Source organism: Vibrio sp. CUB2 (assembly GCF_001557945.1).
Lineage (GTDB): Bacteria > Pseudomonadota > Gammaproteobacteria > Enterobacterales > Vibrionaceae > Vibrio > Vibrio owensii.
Window position 1 is genome coordinate 229,940 of sequence record NZ_LNRB01000009.1, and the last position, 19,959, is coordinate 249,898.

The following is a 19,959-nucleotide window of genomic DNA, read 5'->3' on the forward strand; positions in this document are numbered from 1 at the left end:
CACCAAAATCACAGTTTATTGTGTTTGGTGCTTGATAAAATAGCCTGCTATCGGCATGATTTATCGTAATATTTATCCAGAGCGTTTGTTACTTCATGAAAAAAATCGCAATCATCGGCTTGTCTGTACTGCTTTCTGCTTGTGCATCGGAAACTTACATCACTGACGTAACGTCAGAAAGCTACCGAGAAGACTACCAATCTCAGTCAATTTCTAAACCAATTATGTCGTCTGAGAACGCAGTGGTTGAGAAAGACGTAGAACCAACAGTTGTAAAAATGACTGCGAAGCCTGAAGAAAAAAAGGTGGTGAAACTAACCCCTAAAGATCAGGCGAAACCAGTTAAGATCATTCCGCCTAGCAAGAAACAAGCGGGTATCCAGCGCTTTGGTTACACCATTCAAGTTGTTGCGGTAGGTAGCCAAGCGAAAGTTGACCAGTTTGCACGTCAGCTTCCTCAAAATGGCCAACCAATCTGGGAAAACTACAAAGTGGTAAACGGCACGAAATGGTTCTCAGTGCTTTACGGTGATTACGCAACAAGCGCAGAAGCGAAGAATGCGATTTCAACATTGCCGGGTCATTTCCAGCAACTTAAGCCTTTCGTTAAGAGCATTGATGCCATTAAAAACTCGGCATATCCAACGCTTAACAAGCTAAACTAATTGAACAAGAGAAGGGAGCAAAATGCTCCCTTCTTTCTTTGGTTAATTCCTATTCGAACAGTATTCCTCACAGTAAAATTACTGTACGTTACTACTCAAAGGTTTATCATACTGAATAGTATCTTTTGGAAATCACGGAAAGATTGATTCATGATCAAAAATATCCTTTTACTATGCGGTGGCGGCTCATCTGAGCACGAGATTTCACTGCTTTCTGCAAACTTTGTAGAGCAACAGTTAAATCTGATCGAAAACGTAAGCGTGACGCGCGTAGAAATCAAAAATGAAGGCTGGGTGACAAACCAAGGTGAATTGGTTTATCTGGACCTCAATACCAAAAAGCTGTGCTCAGACAACCTTAGCCTAGATATCGATTTCATTGTCCCTTGTATCCACGGTTTCCCGGGTGAAACTGGTGATATCCAATCTATGTTTGAAATCGCGGGTATTCCTTACCTAGGTTGCGGCCCTGAAGCGAGCAGCAACAGCTTCAATAAGATCACATCAAAGCTTTGGTACGATGCGATTGGTATCCCAAACACACCATACCTTTTCTTAACGCGTAATGATGAACAAGCCCATGAACAAGCGTCACAAGCGTTTGATAAGTGGGGTAAAGTGTTTGTCAAAGCGGCTCGCCAAGGTTCTTCAGTCGGCTGTTACAGTATCACTGAAAAGGAAGCTTTATCGCAAGCCGTTAACGATGCATTTGGTTTCTCAGAGCAAGTATTGGTAGAAAAATCAGTCAAACCTCGTGAACTGGAAGTCGCAGCTTATGAGATGAATGGCCAGTTATTCATTACTAAGCCTGGCGAAGTGATTGCGCCTGATGGTGCTTTTTACTCGTACGATGAGAAGTACAGCAGCTCGAGCCATTCATTGACTGAAGTAGAGGCGAAAAACCTAACGGAAGAACAGGTAGAAGCGATTCGCGTGGCTTCAGAAACCGTCTTTAAGCAAATGAATTTACGTCATTTATCGCGCATCGACTTCTTTTTAACAGAAGATGATGAGATTTACCTAAACGAAGTAAACACGTTCCCTGGTATGACGCCGATTTCGATGTTCCCTAAAATGCTGCAAAACAACGGTCACAAATTCCACGAATTCCTAGCAGATTGTATTCATAGTGCAATCTAACTAACGTTACCGTCATTCATTTTGTGGTAAACCTAAGCATAACTGAGTAATGTCACAGCGTTAAAGTTTGAATATTACTCAGTTGCATTTATGATTGTATCAAAGCATTAAATAGATGGCTCAGTGGTATGGCAATTTCAAATTATAGAGGTTTTAACCTGCAATCAGGCGGACCTGACGGTAGCGTTTGGAAGGTAAAGATCAAAAACCACGTTTTACAAGGCAGTTTGACGGCGGTAAAAAAGAGCATAGATTGGTGGTGTGACACAGCATCTATCATTGACCCAAAAGAGTTCGCAACTCTGGGGCAAAGAGCGCAAAGCACTAACAATCCTCAATCTGAAGTATTTAACGGCTACACGATAAAGAACGACACAGGCGAGCCTAACGCTTGGTACTGTATGTTCAATGGCAAATTAATCAAGGGTGCGAAGCCTGCGATTCAACGCCATATCGAAGCGTATTTGGTTGCGAAACAAAAAGCGCTACAAGCACAACAACAAAAGAAATAAGAGTATGACTCTCGTATATTCAACAGAAACTGGTCGAATCAAACCAGAAGAAGAAAAAGTCGAACGTCCTAAAGGCGACGGTATTGTTCGTATTCAAAAGCAAACTAAAGGCCGCAAAGGCAAAGGTGTTTGTATCGTAACTGGTTTGGATATGGATGACGCGCCACTAAAACTGTTAGCCGCTGAACTTAAGAAAGTCTGCGGTTGCGGTGGCTCTGTAAAAGACGGCAACATCGAAATTCAAGGTGATGCTCGTGACAAGATCAAAGCACATCTTGAAAAGAAAGGCATGACCGTAAAATTAGCCGGTGGTTAATTCAAACTGTTCAGTAGATTTTAAAGAGCGTCTCAATTGACGCTCTTTTTGTATCTGTAGTTTGTGTGCTGACTTGAAGAACTAAACCGAAGATAACAATAAGTACGAAGCGACAGACACAGAAAGTCTATTGAAGAAACTCAGCTAATAGCAGAGCAAGCAATCGTAGATTGATAGATCCATATTAGCTATTTTATGGTAAATAACGGTTATGTTTAATGACACCCACAAAAAGCGCTGTATTTTAAAATCTGAGAGGGATAGGAGACCAAACTAGAGAAGAATTGGCGTACGTGGATATATCATTTAACATAATATACATAATACGCACTTAGCGGCTTCTAATTTGGTCAGGACTAAAGCACCGCAACTCATTGAAATACTTGGTAAACCTAGCCCGTTAAACTTTTTTGCGATGCTTGACCACAACGTCTGCGCTTCGTAAGTTTTTGCCTTATCTAGCGCTAATCCGACTAAAGCCTTTTCTTTATCTTCTCCGACAGCGTCCGCAAGCATAAGTATTTGATTTTCTTTTAAGTATGTTCTGCCTTTTCTGACATCAGTTAGCATTTGAGGGCTTATCCCCAAATCTGGCGCTATCTGTTTGTATTGTACGTATCTCATCTCGTCTTTATACGCATCTATCAGTTGGTTTGTATACATTTATAAAATCCCCCATATGCTCATCTGGTTAAATTCTAGCTCATTTCTACGGCAATTATCGTATTTACTCTATGAAAAATTTCGTATTAACTGTACGTAATTTCTCGTATTCGACCGCTGCGGTCTGGGGCGTTTGCCCTTGACGCTTACGTCTTGGCTGTGGCGGTCACTCTACTGGTTCAACTAAGTCAAGGTGGGTGTTATGTCTCGTTCTAAATTCGTCCTTTGTCAGGATTGTCTCAAGGTCTCAATTTACTCTGATGCTCGTCATAACGAAGATGAGCTTTGCACGTGCGGCGGTCAGTTCTGTGGCTGCTCACCCTGTAACGCTGAGGCTGAGCAGATTGTCGCAGATGACAAGAATCATGTTTTGCATGGTCTTTCTGATGCCACTCTTTTCGAGTTGAGCGAGGCTTAATCATGTACCGCGATAACTCAACACTCGAAATCGCTTGCATTGTTACTTCCATAGTTGTGCTTGTTGGCTTTATGCATGCCTTTGATACGGTTGATTTAGGTTCAGCTTCTTACGATAAAGTTAATCAGTTTTTGATTGATGTTCCTTCTGTTAAGCCTTTGGTTGCTGAGGCTCTTGCTGATGGCGTTCTTACTCAAAATGAGTTTAATGACATCAAAGAATATGTAAACGAAGATTCTAAGCGCGTTGTCCTTTCAAAGATTGAGGGGGCTGAGTAATGCGTCAACTCGTAGTCGATATGGCTGGCAATCATGAGTACATCGAGTTTGTACCTGTGAACTCTTGGGCGTCTTGTGACCGTATCGAAGATAACCTATTTGACCACCGTTTCGATTACGTTGACCACAGATTCACAACGCCGGAGGACTTCATTCCTTTGGCTGTGAAAGCTGCAATGAGCGCTCCAATCTACTCACACGATAAGTCAGATTTCATTGAGCGCCCTACTACTAACCCTTGCTTTGATTTGCCTAAATCAATTCACCGTAACGGTGCGTTCGCGCCTCATATGGCTCGCGCTTACACGGATATTCTCAAGACTCGTGACGCTGTCGAAGCGGCTCGCGCTGTTAGCGATGCTCATGAGCGTTTGACTGAGTTTGGTTACAGCTACGCAATGTCGGACGATGAGATTACGGATTTAGCTAAGCGCAAATCACGTGACTTTTCACGCGCAATCAACGCTATCCCTGCTGAGTATTCTGAGGCTCGCTTTAACAAGGCGTGTGAACTTCTTGAATCGTTAGGTTTGGCATTTAGCGAAAAGGCAATCGGTTACGCAAAGTTAAATTGTGAGCTTTTTGCTCTGGTAAATCGTGCTCTTGATGAGCATTGGTTAGTTCGTCAGCTTCGCCGTAAGTGTGCTTACGAGGTTGAGCGTGTTGCCCGTGATTTGGCACTCGTTCAACGTCGTAAGCAAGTTTACTGTTCTGACTTTTCTCTGAGTCGCCAGCGTGACCGTAATAGCTCTAACCGTATCGCGTTAGACAATACGATTGCCTACGACGAAGACGACAAGTCTAACTATTTCACGCTTAGTGAGTTGTCAGAGAAATCCGTTTCTAATCCTGAGATTCGCCGTAATGAGATGTTCGTGCGCCTGCGTGGCTTTGAAGAAATCGCTCAAGAGTCAAATCATGATGCGGTGTTCTTTACGGTTACTGCTCCGTCACGTTTCCACTCAGTATCAAACGGCGCTGTTAATCCGAACTGGTTAGAAGCGGATAAGCCTGACGCTAAGACCTCACACAAATACTTAATGGGTGTTTGGTCAAACCTTCGTAAAGCGCTTGATAAGAACAAAATCAAGGTTTACGGGATGCGCATCGTTGAGCCTCATCAAGACGGCACGCCGCATCATCACCTTTTGCTGTTCATGGAAAAATCAAGCCGCAAATTTGTGACAAGTGAGTTTCGCCGTTTGGCTATGGCTGATACGCCAGACGAAAAAGGCGCTAAAAAGTACCGCTTCAAAGCTGAGGTTATCAACTGGTCAAAAGGTTCTGCGGTTGGTTATGTGGCGAAGTACCTAAGTAAAAACATTGATGGTCAGCACATCCAATCTGATAAGGGTTCGTCTCTTACTGGTTCGGACGCTGCTGAGCGCGTTGTTACTTGGGCGCGTGTAAATCAGATTCGCCAATTTCAATTTATTGGTGGTCCATCTGTCACGGTATGGCGCGAGATGCGTCGACTACGTGAAGAATTCAAAGAGGATGACGCTTTGTTCACTGACCTAAATCAAGACGAACACTTTCTACTAGAGAAGGTTCGCCGCTCTGCCGATGAGGGCGACTGGAAAGCATTTTGTTACGCAATGGGCGGCGTGTTCGTTAAGCGTAAAGACCAAACGGTCAAAGCTGAATACACAGTTTCTAACGCGATTGAAAAGCTAATCGCGTCCGGTGGTGAATACTCTCCTACTCGCTACGGCGATATGGCTCAAGCTCGCTTAAACGGCTTGATGTTTCAAAAGGTGTTTATCGCTACTCGCTTCCGCAACTGGAAGACTGAGAACAAAGAGCAATTCCTACGTGCTCAACAAGGCATCATGGAGAACGTTGTTGATTACTTCGATGCGTTGGAGCGTGAAAAGGAATATGAGCGCATGTGTGATGACATGTACGAACAATATGAGCAGCAACTAGCGCAGTACGAAGAGATGCAAGCTCTATTGTTCACAGCTCCGGAGGAAATCGGGGCTACCAATTTGGAGGGCGAAGCCCCTCCAGATTGGTGGCATTGATTTCCCTTGGACTTGTGTCAATAACTGTCGCTTCGAATATCAACTAACAACCAAACGTAAAAATAAGGGCAAAACATCATGAAAATGGAAGGATTGATTCTAGACGTTTCTGATATCACTCAGGAAACAAAAGTAGACCGCAATGGTGAGCAAAAGCTCAATGGTAAGTTGCGCCTAATCACTACCAACCCAACGGACACAATCGAGGTTCGTGTAGCTCCTGAGCTATGGGATAGCGGCAAAGCTGGCGAAGTTCTTAAGCAGTGCGTTGGCTCTCGTATGATGTTCGACGTTGAATATAAGCAATTCAGCTTCGCAAACGACGAAGGTAAACACGTTTCAATGCAAGGCTTCCACCTGTACGCCTTGCCTGTACTTAACAATAAGTAATGAATTATGAGCCTTGGCATGGTGTCGGGGCTCGTAGGGTGCAAATGGGATTTATTAAGGGTTTTGTATGTACGTTCTAATCTGCGAACAACCAGTAGTAAATAACACTTGCCCAACTGGATTTAGTTCGGTCGCACTAACTGAAATCGTGCCGAACTATATGACCAAAGAGCAGCTTACTCAGATTATACCCGAGGCTGTATTGTTCCTCGCAATCTGTTGGGGCTGGAAAAAACTATCTAAGTAAATAAGGAAATCATTATGAAAACTCGTTTCAAAAATATCAAAGTTCAAATGTTGGTTGCTGCTGGCGCTCTAACTTCTGGTGCTGCTCTTGCTTCTGGCGCTCCTGACTCAACTGCGGCTGTTGCTGCTATTGGTGGTTTTGGTGACTTTGCTTCTGCTGTCGGTGGTGCAATGGTTCTTGTTGCTATCGCTATCCGCGCATGGCGCAAAATCGGCGGCTAATCTGCCTCCCTCTCAATATCCGTAATTATGGGGGCGTTCTTCGCCCCTATTTTCATTCAAGGGCAAATTATGACTTATGACACTTTTCTAATCGTCCTTTTTCTCATTGGTATGTTTGTTCTGTTTGGGTGAGTGCTATGCGTAAAATAATATCTCTCCTCTTCTTTTTTTCGTTTTTTGCTTTTGCTGGCACTGTCCCTAAGGAAGAGGTTACGGACGTCTTTACAGTGTGTAAAACGATTTATAGCCATGAATATTTTTTAGCTGACAGCCCTCAGCATTGTGCTGAGATTACGCAGCCAATATTTACTGCTAATACAGGTTGGGATTTGCAATGTATTGCTTCCGGCTCAACGATTAACTGTGGTCATTACAAGAAAGTTGCTGTCTATACATCAAGGACTATGACAATTTTGGTTTGTCCTGATGGTTACCCAATTGATAACGGTGACGGCACTTGCTCAAAGCCTAAGCCTAGTTGTGGCGACCCTGCTATACAAAAAGACATTCAGATTGAACAATACAAGTGCAATATCACCAATCCAGAAACTGAGTTTTTTCAGCAAGTCTTTCAATGGTGGTGTGAAGATGGCGATGTGTACACGCATTGTAGCTATGAGCCTAAGGACTGCATTCAAGGCTTAACATGCTCTAAACCAAGTGATGACATTCCAGTTTGTGACCCTCGCGAGCAAGAATGTGCGCTTCCAGAGCCTGACCCTGAAACACCAGGGCAGCCGGACGACCCTATAATCCCGCCAAATCCGCCAGTAAATCCAGATTTACCACCTACGGATTTGTGTGAGCAATTTCCTGAGTTGTGTGCTGACCCTGAGTCGCCAACGCCGCCAACGCCGCCAGTTCCTGACCCTGATGTACCTAGCGACCCTGATGCACCAACAGATGACAAGTTATTGAATGAGGCGATTGAGTCAAACAATCACCTGACAAATATTGGTGAGTTCATCAAGTCGAACACAAGCAAGCTCGGTGATTTGTTGGTGCAAAACAACATGATTGGTCAACATCAACTAGGCAAGCTCAACGATATTCTTAACAAGACGTTCGGCGGTGGTGCTGGCGGTATCGGTACGACAATTTCTCAAGGCAATGAGATTGCTGAGGAAGGAAACAAAAAGCTCGACGAACTCGGTGAAACACTAGAAGAAATTGCTTGTGAGCTTGACGATTCATGTGAGCAAAAAGAAAAGCCAACCGCAAACGTCGATTGTGAGCAAAGCATCTTTGAATGTAAGGGGGATGTTATCCAATGCGCCCTACTCAAAATTGAATATGAAAACTCTTGCGCTACTGGTGAGCTTGCTCAACTTGAGTCTGAGATGAATGCGGCGTTCGGAGTCGATAACGTCAGCGCTCTTGTAGACCCTGAAGAGTTGGATTTCTCGGACATTGATTCTAAATACCTGACTAATGGCGTTTCTTTTGGTAACGCTGCTTGTCCATCTCCTGACAGTGTCACGTTTAGCCATTTCTCTGGCTCTACAACTATTGAAATTAGCTATGAGCCTGCTTGTCACTTCGCTCAATTGGCTGCGCCTATTCATGTCGTTCTGGCTTGGATATCTGGACTGTTATTGATTGGTCGAACACAAGGAGCGTTCTAATGGGTTATGTAATTACCTTTTTTGCAACGGTTGTCGTGCCTATGATTCCCGCAATGTTTCGCACGTTGGCGACTTACGTTGCGGTATCGGTTGGCTTTGGTTTGGTGGCATACACGGGCGTTAACTCGTTCTTAGATATGTTAGCGGATTACATTCAAGCAAACATGAGCGGTATCACTGGCAAGCTTGCGCAGCTTATGGCTCTCGCAGCAATTGATACCTGCATTAACGTGATTCTTTCATGTCTTGTTTTCTCTTTCACTCTTAATGGATTAATGGGTGCAACGGGCTATCGTCCTTCGTGGCGCAAACCGTCTGACCCTAGTGTGCTATAGGGGCATTAACTTATGTTTTACGCTTTCAGTGGTGGCGTTGGTACGGGCAAGACCCTTCACGCCGTCAAGACCCTGATTGAAAAGGATGAGTTTGTAGGTCGTCAAATCTACTACCACGGTGTGCGTGTTCTCCTTCTTGATTTCTCGGTTTGTGACAGTTTTCAAGGTTGGTTTTATGGTATCTATTTCCCTTCAAACAAGGCGAATAAGGCTCTTGAGCGTAAGGTGCTTAAAATTGAAGATGAGGGGCGCTTAGCTGAAATAGACGACTTCCCTTATTTGCAGTATGAGTACTCACAACACAAGCCTGTTGAGCAATGGCTTTACTGGTACAAGAAAACCGCCTCTAAAAAGCGTCTAAACCAATTACAGGAAGCGCTTGACGTTCTTGATATGGAAGAGTCAGAGATTGAAGCGCATCATATTGAAGAGATGGGGCTTTCTTGGAAGTCATTTGATAACCCTCTTGAGATTCATAAGCTTCCTGCTGGCTCGGTAATCTTTGTCGATGAGGTGCAAAACATCTGGGCGCCTCGCGCTGGCGGCTCCAAGCCCTCCGAAGCACTAAAGTGGATGACAAAAAGTCGTCACGGTGGTACGGATTTGGTTTTTGTATCTCAAGATTTTCGAGATGTTGACCAAATCATTCGACGCCGTATTCAAGCGCATGTGCATCTTGAATTCATTGGTGGTAATGCCCTACATCGTTATGAGCATATTGAAGGTATTGAAACTCCTGCTGATTTAGCAAAAGCTGAAAAGAAAAAGATTGTACGTGATTCAAACTTCTATGGTGTTTATTTAAGTTCAATTAAACACACTCAAAATCCAAAATTAGACCCTCAATTAAAGAAAGCGGCGACTATGCTTGCATTTTGTGCTGCTGGCTTCTCTGTGTGTGCCTATGGCTTCTACGGCTTCTATCAAGATAACGTTCCTGATTCATCCGAGGTTTCCACAGTGGAAGAATCACGTTTTATTGAAACGTCGATTAATTCCGTTGATTCAATTCCTGAATCGCTTGGTTACATTACGCGCTTTCTTCCTGCTGAGGACTCTTTGCCTTTTTCCGCTCCGGCTTATGACCGCTTAACGGCTGAGGCAATCGAATACCCAACACTTACTTGTGTAGTAAGTGATTCAAATTGCTCTTGTTTTACTCAACAAATGACGCAATACGCGATTTCAGAAAATCACTGTGAAAACATCGCCCGGTACGGATATTTCGACCCGTTTACGGAAACTAATGACGGCGACTCACGAAAGCGAGATAGACGAACTCAAACAAACAACGGATTGCAAAAAGGAGGGATTTTCTAATGGCTAGGTTCTTACTCATTCTCATGTTGGTATCACCAATCGCAAGCGCTTTCGAGTCAAATTTATCAGGTAAAACACTCAATGAATTCTTTATCATTGCAAGCGAAGTGTTTCAGAAAACTATCGTTACCGACCCTCAGATAAACGGCGATTTAAAGATATTCCAAGCGTCCGGTTCTGCTAACTTTCGTGATGTATGGTTTAGCGTAATGAGAGCGCATAACCTTACTTACATCGAATCTAAGACTGTTATTCGCGTTCAATTGCGCAACCAACTTGATGCGGGTAATCAGATAATCACGCGCACGTATAAGCTCGAATACATGACGGCTGACGACTTGAAAGAATCGTTATCTCAATCGCTTCGTGTACAGGCTTCCGTTTTGGATGTGCCTGACGTAACGCACGTTTCTAGTATCATTGCTGGTACTGCGTTAATGGTGACAGCCCCGTCTAACATGCACCCATCAGTTGAGCAATTCATTCAATACGTTGACCGACCAATGCGACAAATCAAAGTCAGGGCTGTGATTGTGGAAACGTCACGCGGTAACTTATCGGATTTAACAGTAGACTGGAAAGCTGGCGCGGGTGCTGTTAGTGCTGCGTTCTCCGGTTCGGCGGCTGGCTTTATGAATGGCGTTCCTAACCTCAGTTCAAAGAGTGACGACTTCACCGCATTTATTCGCTACATCGAAACAAATGAGAATGCTGAGATATTGAGCCGTCCTGAGCTTACGATTCTACACGGTCAGGATGGACTAATTAGCGTTGGTCAAGAGCTTCCATTTGTAACAGGTAGCTATACCACGGAGTCAGATTCTAGTGATAAACCCTTCCAAACAATCGAGCGCAAGGATGTAGGCTTATCGCTTTACGTACAGCCCCATATTGGCGCTAACGGAAATATAAAACTCCGTATACGTCAAGAGCTTAGCCGTGTAGATAAATCGGTTGAAGCTAGTGACATTGTCACAAGTAAGCGTCAAATAGACACGGTTCTGACGGTAAAATCAGGTGACACGGTCGCGCTCGGTGGCATGACTTCAAAAGAGACGCAAAACGTAGAAATCAAGGTTCCCGTTTTGGGTGATATACCCTTCCTAGGCTTGCTATTCCGCTCCGAATCGGAAAAGGTAGCCAATCGCACTCTAAGCGTTGTTCTGTTCGTTGAGGAGGCGTAATAACGTAATAAAGCCCCGCAGGGATAAGCAAAGCACGTAGTGCAAGCGAGGCACCAAGCCACTCACTGAACTCAAGTTAGCCGTGTTATTCAAATGGCGCGGTTAGCTTGCTCTCTCGAATTGGGATAAAAAGCCCCCTTCCTGCTAAGCCTTCTTTTTGGTACAGGGCGCTCCCAATTAACTGTTTTGTCATTAAATTCTCATAGTGTGCGAAATCAATCGAGCGTCGAGATTGATTTACCAATTAAAAAGGGGCTTAATTCAGCCCCTTAGTTTACTTCTTCATTTTGGCTATAGCTCTTGCGTATCGTAGGAGCTTTGTTACGTTCTTCATGTCCGGTTCTGCTCCAATCTCAAGCAACGCTATGCCTGCTAAAATCTCCTGTGGTGTGACTAATTGTCCGCTTGGAAGCTCCAGTTTGTTTTTGTGCATTCTGAACCGTTCCCAATCCTCTGAGCATCCAAGTTCTCGGAGTTTGAACATTCTCATAAGCCTTTTGCACTCTGGTGGTATCTCTTTGCCTTTGTCCCATTCTTTGATGGTTCTCACACTTTTAAAACAAAGATTAGCCACTTCTTCTACGGTTAAGCCACAGTTTAATTCACGAAATACATAGTTTTTTGTCATTTCGTGGTACTTCATTTTTGACGTTCTCGAAAAACGCGTATTCTATACCGTAATTGACAAAGTTGTCATTATAATTGTAATTATACATAACGTGGCATAATGCGCACTTGGAGTGTTAGAGCAATTTAGTAATGTCCGGTTTTAGCCACTTTAAAATGTCCTCCTAAAATTAACAGCATTCTTTGCTTTTAAGACTTTAGCAGTTGCTGATTACCTTCAGTGAAAAAGATAATTATCGCTTCATTGTATTAACTCCAGCATTGTCATCTTTCACGAGTCATTCCGCACACTCTTTTGGCGTGAGTTTAAATCCATCAAGCAAGGTGCAGAATATTTTCACGTGCCCAAACCGACGATGACTCGTTGGCACGGTTCCAATCAATCCCATGGCAGAAAAACTCATGTTGATTAAGTCGCTTGGCTATTTGCCTAACGATTTACGTTGGTCTGGCTTTCGTGTTTGTGAGAAATGCTCCATCATCATTACGCCATCTGGTCGTGAGTTCAGCCCTAAAGAAATAGAAAGCTTTGTATTCTGGCGTGACGAACATCGTCAGCTTGTTGAAAAGTTTGGGCACATAGACCAGCCAAAGGTCTACCCAGCAAAAGAAAACGTCTTACCGTTTCGTGGCGGCCATCGAATGAAAGCCGCCGAATGGGTTCCAACGAAAGAGAAACTAAGGAGTTAACACCTCCATTAACTTAGTCTCTACCTTACTAAGGGCTTTAATCAAAATCTTTAGTGCGCCTCTTTTCTGACCTATTTCTATTGCTTTTACATAAGACTTTAGCTTAATGACTAGTTCTTCAACTATTTCTGACTCTGCCTTAAAACCTACGCTTGTAAATTCATTAACGATTATATCGCCTCGTATGTATTTAGATTCGATATGGTCGGCAAATAAAGCAATAGATTTGCTATTCCAGATTTTTATTGATTCAAACCAAAAATTAGTTGTCTTCGTAACTAGTATTGGGGCGCCTTTGAACTTGGAGAAATACTCGATATCAACTTTTTCCCAGCTTTCCCGAGTGCGCTTAGTTAGTGAGTTTAAATCTTCATCTTCTTTTCTAGCTTCTAAATTTGTAAGTGATTTGTTAAACTCAAGTGTCAAATTTTGATTGTGGAAGTTATAATTAAACTTTTGTTTGGCGGCTCTTTTATTTACATCATTCAATATGATTTTATGTTCATTTATGAAAGTGTTTACACCGATGCTGATAATGTCTAAATAGTCATCAGTAAACTCATTTTCTACGAGATAAACATACATGTCGAGGGATTTGTACCATTCGAAAATATCACAAACTTCTATGGAGTTTTTTAATCTTTCTTTTATTTCCTTCAGTGAGCATTCAAATGTTTCATGATCTGATCTAGCTGCTGTCGCATAAATCATTTTATCAAGAGAGCTATCTTTTTTATTTAGCCAACCTAAATCATTAATTGAAGATATTGTTCTTCTTTTATCACAGGTGTGCTCGATAATCTCTTTTGAATATAGACAGGATGGTTCATCAAATTCGAAATCGTCCCAGTTAGCATCTCGATTACTTTCAAGCAGGGTTAATATACTATCAAAAGACTTTCCATCCACATAATGCCAAACCCCATACCTTATATATGCATATATGGCTCTTTCAGTATTTATTTGCAAGTCATAACTATCACTATGCTCTTTAAGTAGCAGATAAACTTCTTTTATCTTGCTGGCTAGCCTTTTTATGACACGTATGTTTTTAAGGTCATAATGAAGTAAAGCGTAGTTAATAGTGTGTTCAAACGTAGTTGATTCTTCCCAGTTATTGAAAGCATGATTTATTAGCTCGTCATTACTTACTTTGTAATGCAATTTGCCTGAAAAAAACTTTTCCTCTAATCCGTCGCCAAACGTTAGAGCCTTAAAGTTGGCTATAAAAACAAACTTAACATTTTTATTTTCTATGGAAAGGCTTAGGCACTGACCGATGATTTTATTTATTAGCGTTAAGTCGCTCAGTCTTTCAATATCATCAAGTATAAAGTATTCATTACTAATCTTTTTCAATATGGACGTCTTTAAAGCGCCACCTGAAGAGTTTATTATTGCAGATATTGCACCTGAAGCTGCACTGCTATCTTCTCCCCCTGCTTTTGATGTGAATGTAAGAATGCCATCAACTACTCCTTTGAACAAATTTGAATCGCCTTGAGCTTCGAAATACTTATTTGATATTAGGGCGTCTCGAAAGCTGTTAATACTGTCTATCGATGTAAGAGAGAGATAACTTACATTACTTGGGTCATTTTCTTGTTTTATGTGTTTTTCTATATCAGGAATAAGATGCTCTTTAACAAAAAATGTTTTGCCAGTTCCCCATTCACCATCAAGTGCTACCATTGGGGGTAAATCTTCTCTTTTTAACAAATCAATTATAATTTCGCTATACTCGTGTATTTTTTTCTTTGAGTCACACATTTTTCGTGTCTTTGCTTTTCAATCTAATTTTCTAGATTATATGTTCTAATCTCTTTTTTAGATATTGCTTAAACTCACAAAAAAGCCGAACCCCATCGCTAAGGTTCGGCTTTTTTAGGCTTCTTGATTTTGGTGGACGTCGATGAAAACGAATTGGAAGCCTGTCGAGGTCAATCGACATGCCAAATGTATTGGTTCACTGCCCACTGTGTAAATCATCATTAGTGTGGGTCTGAACTCGCTCGGAAGGTTTAAGCGTTTTGCAGATCCTCATTACACAATGATTAGACCCACCATACATAACTTAACCCTATTTACTCTCTTCTATTTTCTTTCGAGAACTTGCCACTAAGCGTCTGCATTGAAGCAAAATCAGGTAGTGAAACCAAACCTCCCTTCGCAGATCACTATTAGTGGTACAAGCGTGTTGCAATCCATTTCTATTTATTATGCCCCCCGTTACGACGTAACACGTAAGTAAAAGAGGTTCCAGAATCGCTCAGCCTCGCTGTGTTGCCTAATGATCATTTTCTTAAAAATAACGGCACTAACTGTACATCCATCCAATCCGATTTCTTTCTATTCACGCATTTAGGATTTGCTGTTTTGGGTGAGTGCTGTTGGATTAATGGATGTTAGTCCGCAAGCACTTACTGTCCTCAAAGTTCCGTTTATATCTAACTTATCTAAGTTAGCATCAAAGTGACGGTGTCTCTTTTAGATTTTTGCAGAATATTCCACTACCCACTCACTCGCTTAAATTGGCCTTTTGTAATTTAATTACAAAATCATGCTTCGCATAATTCTACGTTAGTCTTTTGTTCTTTGTTAACTTGCTGTATTTTATGGCTTTTATTGGCGTTATCCTCTATGGGTGGTGTTTTCCTCTGCATTTTAAAAGTGACAGTTAATCAAAGTTAGTAAAATTTTACTAACTGATTATGGTAGAGGTTTCTACTGTACCTCTGGCTTGTCGGTGTGACGTGGTAACGTAATATTTTGTTTGAAGAAAGGTGGTGAGTTGTCTGTTTTGGTTGTGTATTCGACGGGTGTAAAAAAGCAGGGTCTGTGCCCTGCTCTTCGTAATTTCTTAGTCTTGTTTCTTTGCTGCGTATTCTGCTCGAATTTGCTCTGCAACGATCTTAATCGCTTCTGCGGTACTGGTACCCTTTTGCATTAGCTCTTGAATACGTTCTACAGCTTGTTGCTGTTCTTGATGGGACAGAGGTGGTAAATCGTCAAACATAAAAAAGCTCCTCAATGTGAGGAGCTGACTATAACGATTCGCTTAGTAGGTCGCAAGGAAATTAATTGAAGCGCCCATTGCGTTTTCATTGGTGTATTGAGCGGCAATATCCATCTCTATTAAGTTGAGTGGTGATAATCCAATACCCGCAGTAATCGTGCCCTCGTCTTCTGAACGAGCTACGTTCTTCATGTAACCGCCACGAAGCGCAAGCTGGCGTAGTACATCGATTTCAAAACCCGCACGTAGCATTTGTGTGTTGTCATCAAAGGTAGAGAACTTCTTCTCTTCATTTAGGTCGTAATCAACACTAAAGCTAAAGTAATCCGCCACGTAACCTGCACCAACGGTGTAAACAGGTCGCATGCTGTATTCATAGGATTGGATTGTGTCGCTGTTGTATGTGAATGACTTGGTTTTCACATCTCGGCCAATCAAGTTCTTCGCAGAAATACCTAATCGATACGGGCCGAAGAACCAAAGCGCGCCAGCGTCCAAGTTGAACATGGTTTCTGCGGTTTCATTCTCACGTAGATCTTTAGTGTCGAATGCAGCAAAGCTTGTCGCGTATGAATAGGTATAGATGCGCTGCAGTTTAGGCGTAATACCAAATGACAGGTGTTGGTTCATAAAGTTGGTGTACTTCGCCAGTGAAATCCCCGCTTCTGCTACACCAATCGATACTCCGCGGACGTAGTTTGCATTGATATCCTTAGCATCTTTGATCTCTGGTTCTACAAACGACTCTGTATACAGTTTTCCGTATGCGGTGGCTGATAGAAACTTGTTTGGAATACCAATTGCTACTACACCACCAAGGTCGAAACTAGCCTGCTTCTTGTTAAGCGCGTTTAGCTCATTTTCTAAATTTGGATCTGATGGACTCATTTTTCCGATGCGTTCAATCGAATCAATAATGTCATCTTGGTCGTTATAGTTGATACCAAAGCTCGGTACGATCATACCCGCATCGTCATTACGTCGGTAAATCGCGGTTAGAGCTGGGTTAAAGAATGGTGCTGTTAGGTAGGAGGCAGATACGGTGCCAACGCCACCCATTGCATCACTGCGTGCCTCGACTGCGTAAGTAGCAGCAGAAGCCGCGCCAGAGAATAGCGCAGCAGTCATCGCAGTGGCTAAAATTTTGTATTGTGTCTTCATACTACACTTGTGTTTTTGTTCTTCCTGAACTTATATCGGCACAAGTGTAATTTCTTTAACTATTCTTCGAGAGAAACATCATAAGTTCGACTAATAGTTTGAGCCTGCTCCACAATAATGTCTCCTTGCCAACGGCGACTGTTAATGCTTACAGCTAACACATAGCGATCGTTGGGGATGCCTTCAAGCTCTAGTGCATTTGGATAGTTTGACTCGTAGGTCTTTTTCCACACTTGATCGTATTGCCCTTCAACATAATCGTATAAACCTACTTCAAGTTGTGGCAATGGACAGTGCGGGTTTCGTAATGCGCTCTTTTCGACCTTCCAATTCTCTTTAGATGTCCAACGAACGTATTGCGTCGAGTTCGAATCCCCTAAGATTACCCAAGTTCGATAAGTGCGGTTATCTTTCGTCGTGATGGAAAGATGATACAACCCTGCGTCTAACTTACCGGTTAGGTTATAGCGCTTGAGGAAGTTTCGTTCATTCGCGAGTTCTGCGCCCTCTTGCGGCTCTTCATAGTTAAATGAGGCATCCGCAGAGATTGAGCTATCAACCCAACGACGAAACGAAATGTCTTCTATATCGGTGGTTGCACGTAACTTGACCACTAAGCGGTAAGTGTCACGACCCGGACTTTGAATAGTCTGACGAATAACGTTAATACCGCTGATCCAATCAGGCAGTGTTACACCAGTAAGAGATTTACCACAGTCTTTAGACAATGATTGAGCAAGCAAGTCATTAAGATGCGGTCTTAGCTCTTTATTGGGTTCGCTTTGCCAGAGTTCGACCAGGGAATTGAACATGCCACCAAGGTCATCTTCTAGGAGGTGTTGGTGCGCTTGTGTGAGAGGTGTGTTTGTTTGAAACCAGTCCGTTGCATGGACTGGTTTCACTAACAGTAATGATAGAACTACAGGAAGTAGTGTTTTCATTCTTGCTCTTACGCTTTCATCTTGTAGCCAACGCCACGAAGCGTTTCGATTTCAAGACCAGGCAGTTTTTGGCGAAGCTGAAGTACGTGAGTATCAACAGTACGCGTTGTTGGGAAGTGGTTGTAACCCCATACGTGGTCAAGCAATTCGTCACGTGTAAATACACGGCCTAGGTTTGATGCTAGGAACAACAACAAGTCGAACTCTGTACGAGTCAGAGTGATCATCTCACCTTTAAATACGACTTCGCGCGTAGCACGGTCGATCTCTAGGTCTTTTGTCATCACTTTATCAGCGTTACCTTGCTCTGCTGAATCTGGTGCACGTAGTTGTGCACGAATGCGAGCAAATAGCTCCGCTTCAGCAAAAGGTTTAGTCAAGTAGTCGTTTGCGCCAGAATCTAGGCCCGCTACTTTATCTTTAACAGTAACCAATGCTGTTAGCAGGATTACTGGGATATCTTTAATTTTTTTCCATTCAGGAAGAGATTGTACAGAATCGCCGTCTGGTAGTTGGCGATCCAGAATGACTAAGTCAGCCTTTTTCCATTGTGGCTCAACGTCTGAAATACGCTCCACATGTAAACACTCATATCCTGCTTGTTCCAGGCTTACTAACAGGCCGTCAGCCAAGTTTTTATCGTCCTCAACGAGAAGCAGTGTCTGTTTCACAAGGTATCTCCAATATAAAGGTTGTAGGTGGTCCCATTAGGGACATTTTTCCGCCCATGCGGCCTACCATTGATTCAACTATTGTTAGTCCAAGTCCTAAGCCGCTCTTACTCACGAACGGTTTTCTTAGGTTTGCCCAATCTTTCGCAGTTAAACTGCCGGCATCGATGACTTGGATAATGATTTTATCTGCACTGGTTTCTACACATAGTTCAACCGGTGCTTCACCATACTTCAATGCGTTACGTAGCAAGTTATCGATACAGGTCCCGAGCCAATACACGTTAACTTTAGCAGCTACATCTTCATTTATTTTGAAAAGTACAGCGTTATCAAATTCTTCTTCAATCTTATATTCTAGCCATTCTGCAACGGATGGAACCCAGTCTGTTGCAAGCATTTGGTTATCAGATTGCAAATAATCCTTACTTGCCTCTGCTAATTGGCGTAATCGGCGCGTATCTTCACACAATCGGCGAAATTCGTCATAAACACTTTCGGGCAGATGTTCAAATTCGCGACGGAAACCCTCAACTGTTAAAGACAGTGATGCGATCGGCGTTCTCAGTTCGTGCGTTAGAATTTGCAGTACCAACATTCGGCTGCGCATTTCTTCACGTTTACTGTTCCAACGATACACTGCCCAACCGATCACCAACAAAATATTGGCAATCACGAGGATGATCATACTGATCCGCAACACTTGCGAGTGGTCTTCGACATCCCAACAAATGTTGCCACGCTTTACGAAGCAGCTTCGGCTTTCTGATGCTAAACCGTAAGACAGGCCAGCGTTTGCTACGTTCTCCTGCCAAACGTTTTTAGCGAATACAAAGTAATGGTCGCCACGGCGTAACCACAACTCTTTTCCTTCAATAAACATACTCGCGCCAGCGATGAGAGCGTTGATCGCGTCATCATCCATATTCTGTAGGCTTTCGAGTAGCTCGTCCCCTTCGTCGTTATTTCGCTCTTTGATATGCATGTACTGAGCAAGCTTAGGACGTAGCTCAGGATACTTCTCTGCATAACGTGCTGCGTAGGTACCACCACCTGGGTGGATTAAACCGCTACGCGAGAACCAACGTGGTGTAAGTTGCGTCCCCTTACATATGGCACGTGTAAAGACTAAAGGTTCAGTAATTAAAGGACTTAATGGTAATTTTCCGCGACACGTGTTCGCTAAACGGTACAATTGCTGAATGTCTTTCAGCGGATAATCTGCCGTTTGAGGCAACATCGAATCCGGCGACAGTAACTTGGTCGGATAGTTAGACTGCAGTATGCGTATGTCATACGATTTAAGAGCCACTTCGTAATTAAATAGCTCTGTAAACGTATCTATTCGTTCTGGTAATGAATCTGCAAATGCGGGTGCCGAAAAAATTGGCAGCATTAAGGCAGAACGTAGCAAAAACTGTTTAATCAAACTGTTACCGTTACTAATTATATTAGCCAGAACTATACATCAATAAACAAGCAAATGACATTAGACGGCTTAAGGATTTGCAG

The 19,959-nt window shown here is 42.8% G+C and carries 21 protein-coding genes and 1 pseudogene; 14 read left to right on the top strand and 8 right to left on the bottom strand.

Features of this window, described 5'->3' with window-relative positions; all coding sequences use genetic code 11:
• The first annotated feature begins 95 nt into the window (after positions 1–95).
• The 4 genes from ATB78_RS16475 (at position 96) to yciH (ending at position 2,633) form a co-directional block, all read left to right on the top strand.
• The gene (locus ATB78_RS16475) at positions 96–665 is read left to right on the top strand and encodes an SPOR domain-containing protein (protein ID WP_009704436.1); all 570 of its coding nucleotides are present in this window, start codon (positions 96–98) and stop codon (positions 663–665) included.
• Positions 666–815: 150 nt separating this feature from the next.
• On the top strand, positions 816–1,805 hold the full coding sequence (locus ATB78_RS16480) for a D-alanine--D-alanine ligase (RefSeq protein WP_061009264.1): 990 nt from the start codon (positions 816–818) through the stop codon (positions 1,803–1,805).
• Between the two features lie 128 nt (positions 1,806–1,933).
• Positions 1,934–2,317: a DUF3319 domain-containing protein gene (locus tag ATB78_RS16485; protein WP_020196894.1), complete on the top strand. Its 384-nt coding sequence runs from the start codon at positions 1,934–1,936 to the stop codon at positions 2,315–2,317.
• 4 nt (positions 2,318–2,321) lie between these two features.
• On the top strand, positions 2,322–2,633 hold the full coding sequence (gene yciH / locus ATB78_RS16490) for a stress response translation initiation inhibitor YciH (RefSeq protein ID WP_005435166.1): 312 nt from the start codon (positions 2,322–2,324) through the stop codon (positions 2,631–2,633).
• Positions 2,634–2,939: 306 nt separating this feature from the next.
• On the opposite strand, the gene ATB78_RS16495 is transcribed toward yciH, so the two are convergent.
• Entirely contained in the window at positions 2,940–3,296 is a 357-nt protein-coding gene (locus ATB78_RS16495; protein ID WP_061009265.1) for a DUF3693 domain-containing protein, read from the bottom strand.
• A gap of 202 nt (positions 3,297–3,498) precedes the next feature.
• Between ATB78_RS16495 and ATB78_RS16500 the strand changes: the two genes are divergently transcribed.
• From ATB78_RS16500 to ATB78_RS16540, 9 genes are all read left to right on the top strand, one after another.
• Positions 3,499–3,714: a hypothetical protein gene (locus tag ATB78_RS16500; RefSeq protein ID WP_061009266.1), complete on the top strand. Its 216-nt coding sequence runs from the start codon at positions 3,499–3,501 to the stop codon at positions 3,712–3,714.
• 2 nt (positions 3,715–3,716) lie between these two features.
• Positions 3,717–3,992, top strand: a complete 276-nt coding sequence (locus tag ATB78_RS16505; protein ID WP_061009267.1) for a hypothetical protein — start codon at positions 3,717–3,719, stop codon at positions 3,990–3,992.
• A complete protein-coding gene (locus tag ATB78_RS16510; protein WP_061009268.1) occupies positions 3,992–6,019 on the top strand; it encodes a replication endonuclease in 2,028 nt (675 codons plus the stop codon). Before ATB78_RS16505 ends, ATB78_RS16510 begins: the two co-directional genes overlap by 1 nt.
• Positions 6,020–6,097: 78 nt before the next feature.
• Entirely contained in the window at positions 6,098–6,409 is a 312-nt protein-coding gene (locus ATB78_RS16515) for a hypothetical protein (RefSeq protein ID WP_029865455.1), read from the top strand.
• Between the two features lie 261 nt (positions 6,410–6,670).
• Positions 6,671–6,877, top strand: a complete 207-nt coding sequence (locus tag ATB78_RS16520) for a hypothetical protein (protein WP_061009269.1) — start codon at positions 6,671–6,673, stop codon at positions 6,875–6,877.
• A 404-nt stretch (positions 6,878–7,281) separates the two neighbouring features.
• The gene (locus tag ATB78_RS16525) at positions 7,282–8,502 is read left to right on the top strand and encodes a virulence factor TspB C-terminal domain-related protein (RefSeq protein ID WP_061009270.1); all 1,221 of its coding nucleotides are present in this window, start codon (positions 7,282–7,284) and stop codon (positions 8,500–8,502) included.
• The gene (locus tag ATB78_RS16530) at positions 8,502–8,837 is read left to right on the top strand and encodes a DUF2523 domain-containing protein (protein ID WP_061009271.1); all 336 of its coding nucleotides are present in this window, start codon (positions 8,502–8,504) and stop codon (positions 8,835–8,837) included. Before ATB78_RS16525 ends, ATB78_RS16530 begins: the two co-directional genes overlap by 1 nt.
• A gap of 12 nt (positions 8,838–8,849) precedes the next feature.
• The gene (locus tag ATB78_RS16535; protein WP_061009272.1) at positions 8,850–10,157 is read left to right on the top strand and encodes a zonular occludens toxin domain-containing protein; all 1,308 of its coding nucleotides are present in this window, start codon (positions 8,850–8,852) and stop codon (positions 10,155–10,157) included.
• On the top strand, positions 10,157–11,341 hold the full coding sequence (locus ATB78_RS16540; protein WP_061009273.1) for a hypothetical protein: 1,185 nt from the start codon (positions 10,157–10,159) through the stop codon (positions 11,339–11,341). Before ATB78_RS16535 ends, ATB78_RS16540 begins: the two co-directional genes overlap by 1 nt.
• Positions 11,342–11,615: 274 nt before the next feature.
• Here ATB78_RS16540 and ATB78_RS16545 read toward each other — a convergent pair whose 3' ends face one another.
• The gene (locus ATB78_RS16545; RefSeq protein ID WP_061009274.1) at positions 11,616–11,984 is read right to left on the bottom strand and encodes a phage protein; all 369 of its coding nucleotides are present in this window, start codon (positions 11,982–11,984) and stop codon (positions 11,616–11,618) included.
• A gap of 250 nt (positions 11,985–12,234) precedes the next feature.
• Here ATB78_RS16545 and ATB78_RS16550 point away from each other — a divergent pair.
• A pseudogene (locus ATB78_RS16550) lies at positions 12,235–12,658 on the top strand (phage protein).
• Here the strand turns inward: ATB78_RS16550 and ATB78_RS16555 are convergent.
• The 6 genes from ATB78_RS16555 to vxrA all read right to left on the bottom strand — a co-directional run bounded on the left by ATB78_RS16555 (position 12,647) and on the right by vxrA (position 19,843).
• On the bottom strand, positions 12,647–14,428 hold the full coding sequence (locus tag ATB78_RS16555) for a P-loop NTPase fold protein (RefSeq protein ID WP_061009275.1): 1,782 nt from the start codon (positions 14,426–14,428) through the stop codon (positions 12,647–12,649). The pseudogene ATB78_RS16550 and the gene ATB78_RS16555 sit on opposite strands and share 12 nt — an antisense overlap.
• A 1,090-nt stretch (positions 14,429–15,518) precedes the next feature.
• Positions 15,519–15,674 carry a YoaH family protein gene (locus tag ATB78_RS28530; protein ID WP_005427041.1) on the bottom strand — a complete coding sequence of 52 codons (156 nt, stop codon included), beginning with the start codon at positions 15,672–15,674 and terminating at the stop codon, positions 15,519–15,521.
• A 42-nt stretch (positions 15,675–15,716) separates the two neighbouring features.
• Positions 15,717–16,835 (bottom strand): conjugal transfer protein TraF, encoded by a 1,119-nt coding sequence (locus ATB78_RS16560; RefSeq protein WP_061009276.1) that lies wholly within the window; start codon positions 16,833–16,835, stop codon positions 15,717–15,719.
• A 59-nt stretch (positions 16,836–16,894) separates the two neighbouring features.
• Entirely contained in the window at positions 16,895–17,776 is an 882-nt protein-coding gene (locus tag ATB78_RS16565) for a DUF2861 family protein (protein ID WP_005435171.1), read from the bottom strand.
• An 8-nt stretch (positions 17,777–17,784) separates the two neighbouring features.
• Complete coding sequence (vxrB, locus tag ATB78_RS16570) at positions 17,785–18,447, bottom strand: response regulator transcription factor VxrB (protein WP_005435172.1); 663 nt, start codon at positions 18,445–18,447, stop codon at positions 17,785–17,787.
• Positions 18,422–19,843, bottom strand: a complete 1,422-nt coding sequence (gene vxrA, locus ATB78_RS16575; protein WP_005435173.1) for a sensor histidine kinase VxrA — start codon at positions 19,841–19,843, stop codon at positions 18,422–18,424. The genes vxrB and vxrA overlap by 26 nt, the downstream gene beginning before the upstream one ends.
• Positions 19,844–19,959 lie beyond the last annotated feature (116 nt).

Bases quoted from the DNA above. Each gene is read 5' to 3' on its own strand.
- ATB78_RS16495 (WP_061009265.1), bottom strand. From the start codon at position 3,296: ATGTATACAAACCAACTGATAGATGCGTATAAAGACGAGATGAGATAC.
- ATB78_RS16500 (WP_061009266.1), top strand. From the start codon at position 3,499: ATGTCTCGTTCTAAATTCGTCCTTTGTCAGGATTGTCTCAAGGTCTCA.
- ATB78_RS16510 (WP_061009268.1), top strand. From the start codon at position 3,992: ATGCGTCAACTCGTAGTCGATATGGCTGGCAATCATGAGTACATCGAG.
- ATB78_RS28530 (WP_005427041.1), bottom strand. From the start codon at position 15,674: ATGTTTGACGATTTACCACCTCTGTCCCATCAAGAACAGCAACAAGCT.
- ATB78_RS16485 (WP_020196894.1), top strand. From the start codon at position 1,934: ATGGCAATTTCAAATTATAGAGGTTTTAACCTGCAATCAGGCGGACCT.
- vxrA (WP_005435173.1), bottom strand. From the start codon at position 19,843: ATGCTGCCAATTTTTTCGGCACCCGCATTTGCAGATTCATTACCAGAA.
- ATB78_RS16505 (WP_061009267.1), top strand. From the start codon at position 3,717: ATGTACCGCGATAACTCAACACTCGAAATCGCTTGCATTGTTACTTCC.
- ATB78_RS16540 (WP_061009273.1), top strand. From the start codon at position 10,157: ATGGCTAGGTTCTTACTCATTCTCATGTTGGTATCACCAATCGCAAGC.
- ATB78_RS16560 (WP_061009276.1), bottom strand. From the start codon at position 16,835: ATGAAGACACAATACAAAATTTTAGCCACTGCGATGACTGCTGCGCTA.
- ATB78_RS16530 (WP_061009271.1), top strand. From the start codon at position 8,502: ATGGGTTATGTAATTACCTTTTTTGCAACGGTTGTCGTGCCTATGATT.
- ATB78_RS16565 (WP_005435171.1), bottom strand. From the start codon at position 17,776: ATGAAAACACTACTTCCTGTAGTTCTATCATTACTGTTAGTGAAACCA.
- yciH (WP_005435166.1), top strand. From the start codon at position 2,322: ATGACTCTCGTATATTCAACAGAAACTGGTCGAATCAAACCAGAAGAA.
- ATB78_RS16480 (WP_061009264.1), top strand. From the start codon at position 816: ATGATCAAAAATATCCTTTTACTATGCGGTGGCGGCTCATCTGAGCAC.
- ATB78_RS16545 (WP_061009274.1), bottom strand. From the start codon at position 11,984: ATGAAGTACCACGAAATGACAAAAAACTATGTATTTCGTGAATTAAAC.
- ATB78_RS16475 (WP_009704436.1), top strand. From the start codon at position 96: ATGAAAAAAATCGCAATCATCGGCTTGTCTGTACTGCTTTCTGCTTGT.
- ATB78_RS16535 (WP_061009272.1), top strand. From the start codon at position 8,850: ATGTTTTACGCTTTCAGTGGTGGCGTTGGTACGGGCAAGACCCTTCAC.
- ATB78_RS16525 (WP_061009270.1), top strand. From the start codon at position 7,282: ATGACAATTTTGGTTTGTCCTGATGGTTACCCAATTGATAACGGTGAC.
- ATB78_RS16555 (WP_061009275.1), bottom strand. From the start codon at position 14,428: ATGTGTGACTCAAAGAAAAAAATACACGAGTATAGCGAAATTATAATT.
- ATB78_RS16520 (WP_061009269.1), top strand. From the start codon at position 6,671: ATGAAAACTCGTTTCAAAAATATCAAAGTTCAAATGTTGGTTGCTGCT.
- ATB78_RS16515 (WP_029865455.1), top strand. From the start codon at position 6,098: ATGAAAATGGAAGGATTGATTCTAGACGTTTCTGATATCACTCAGGAA.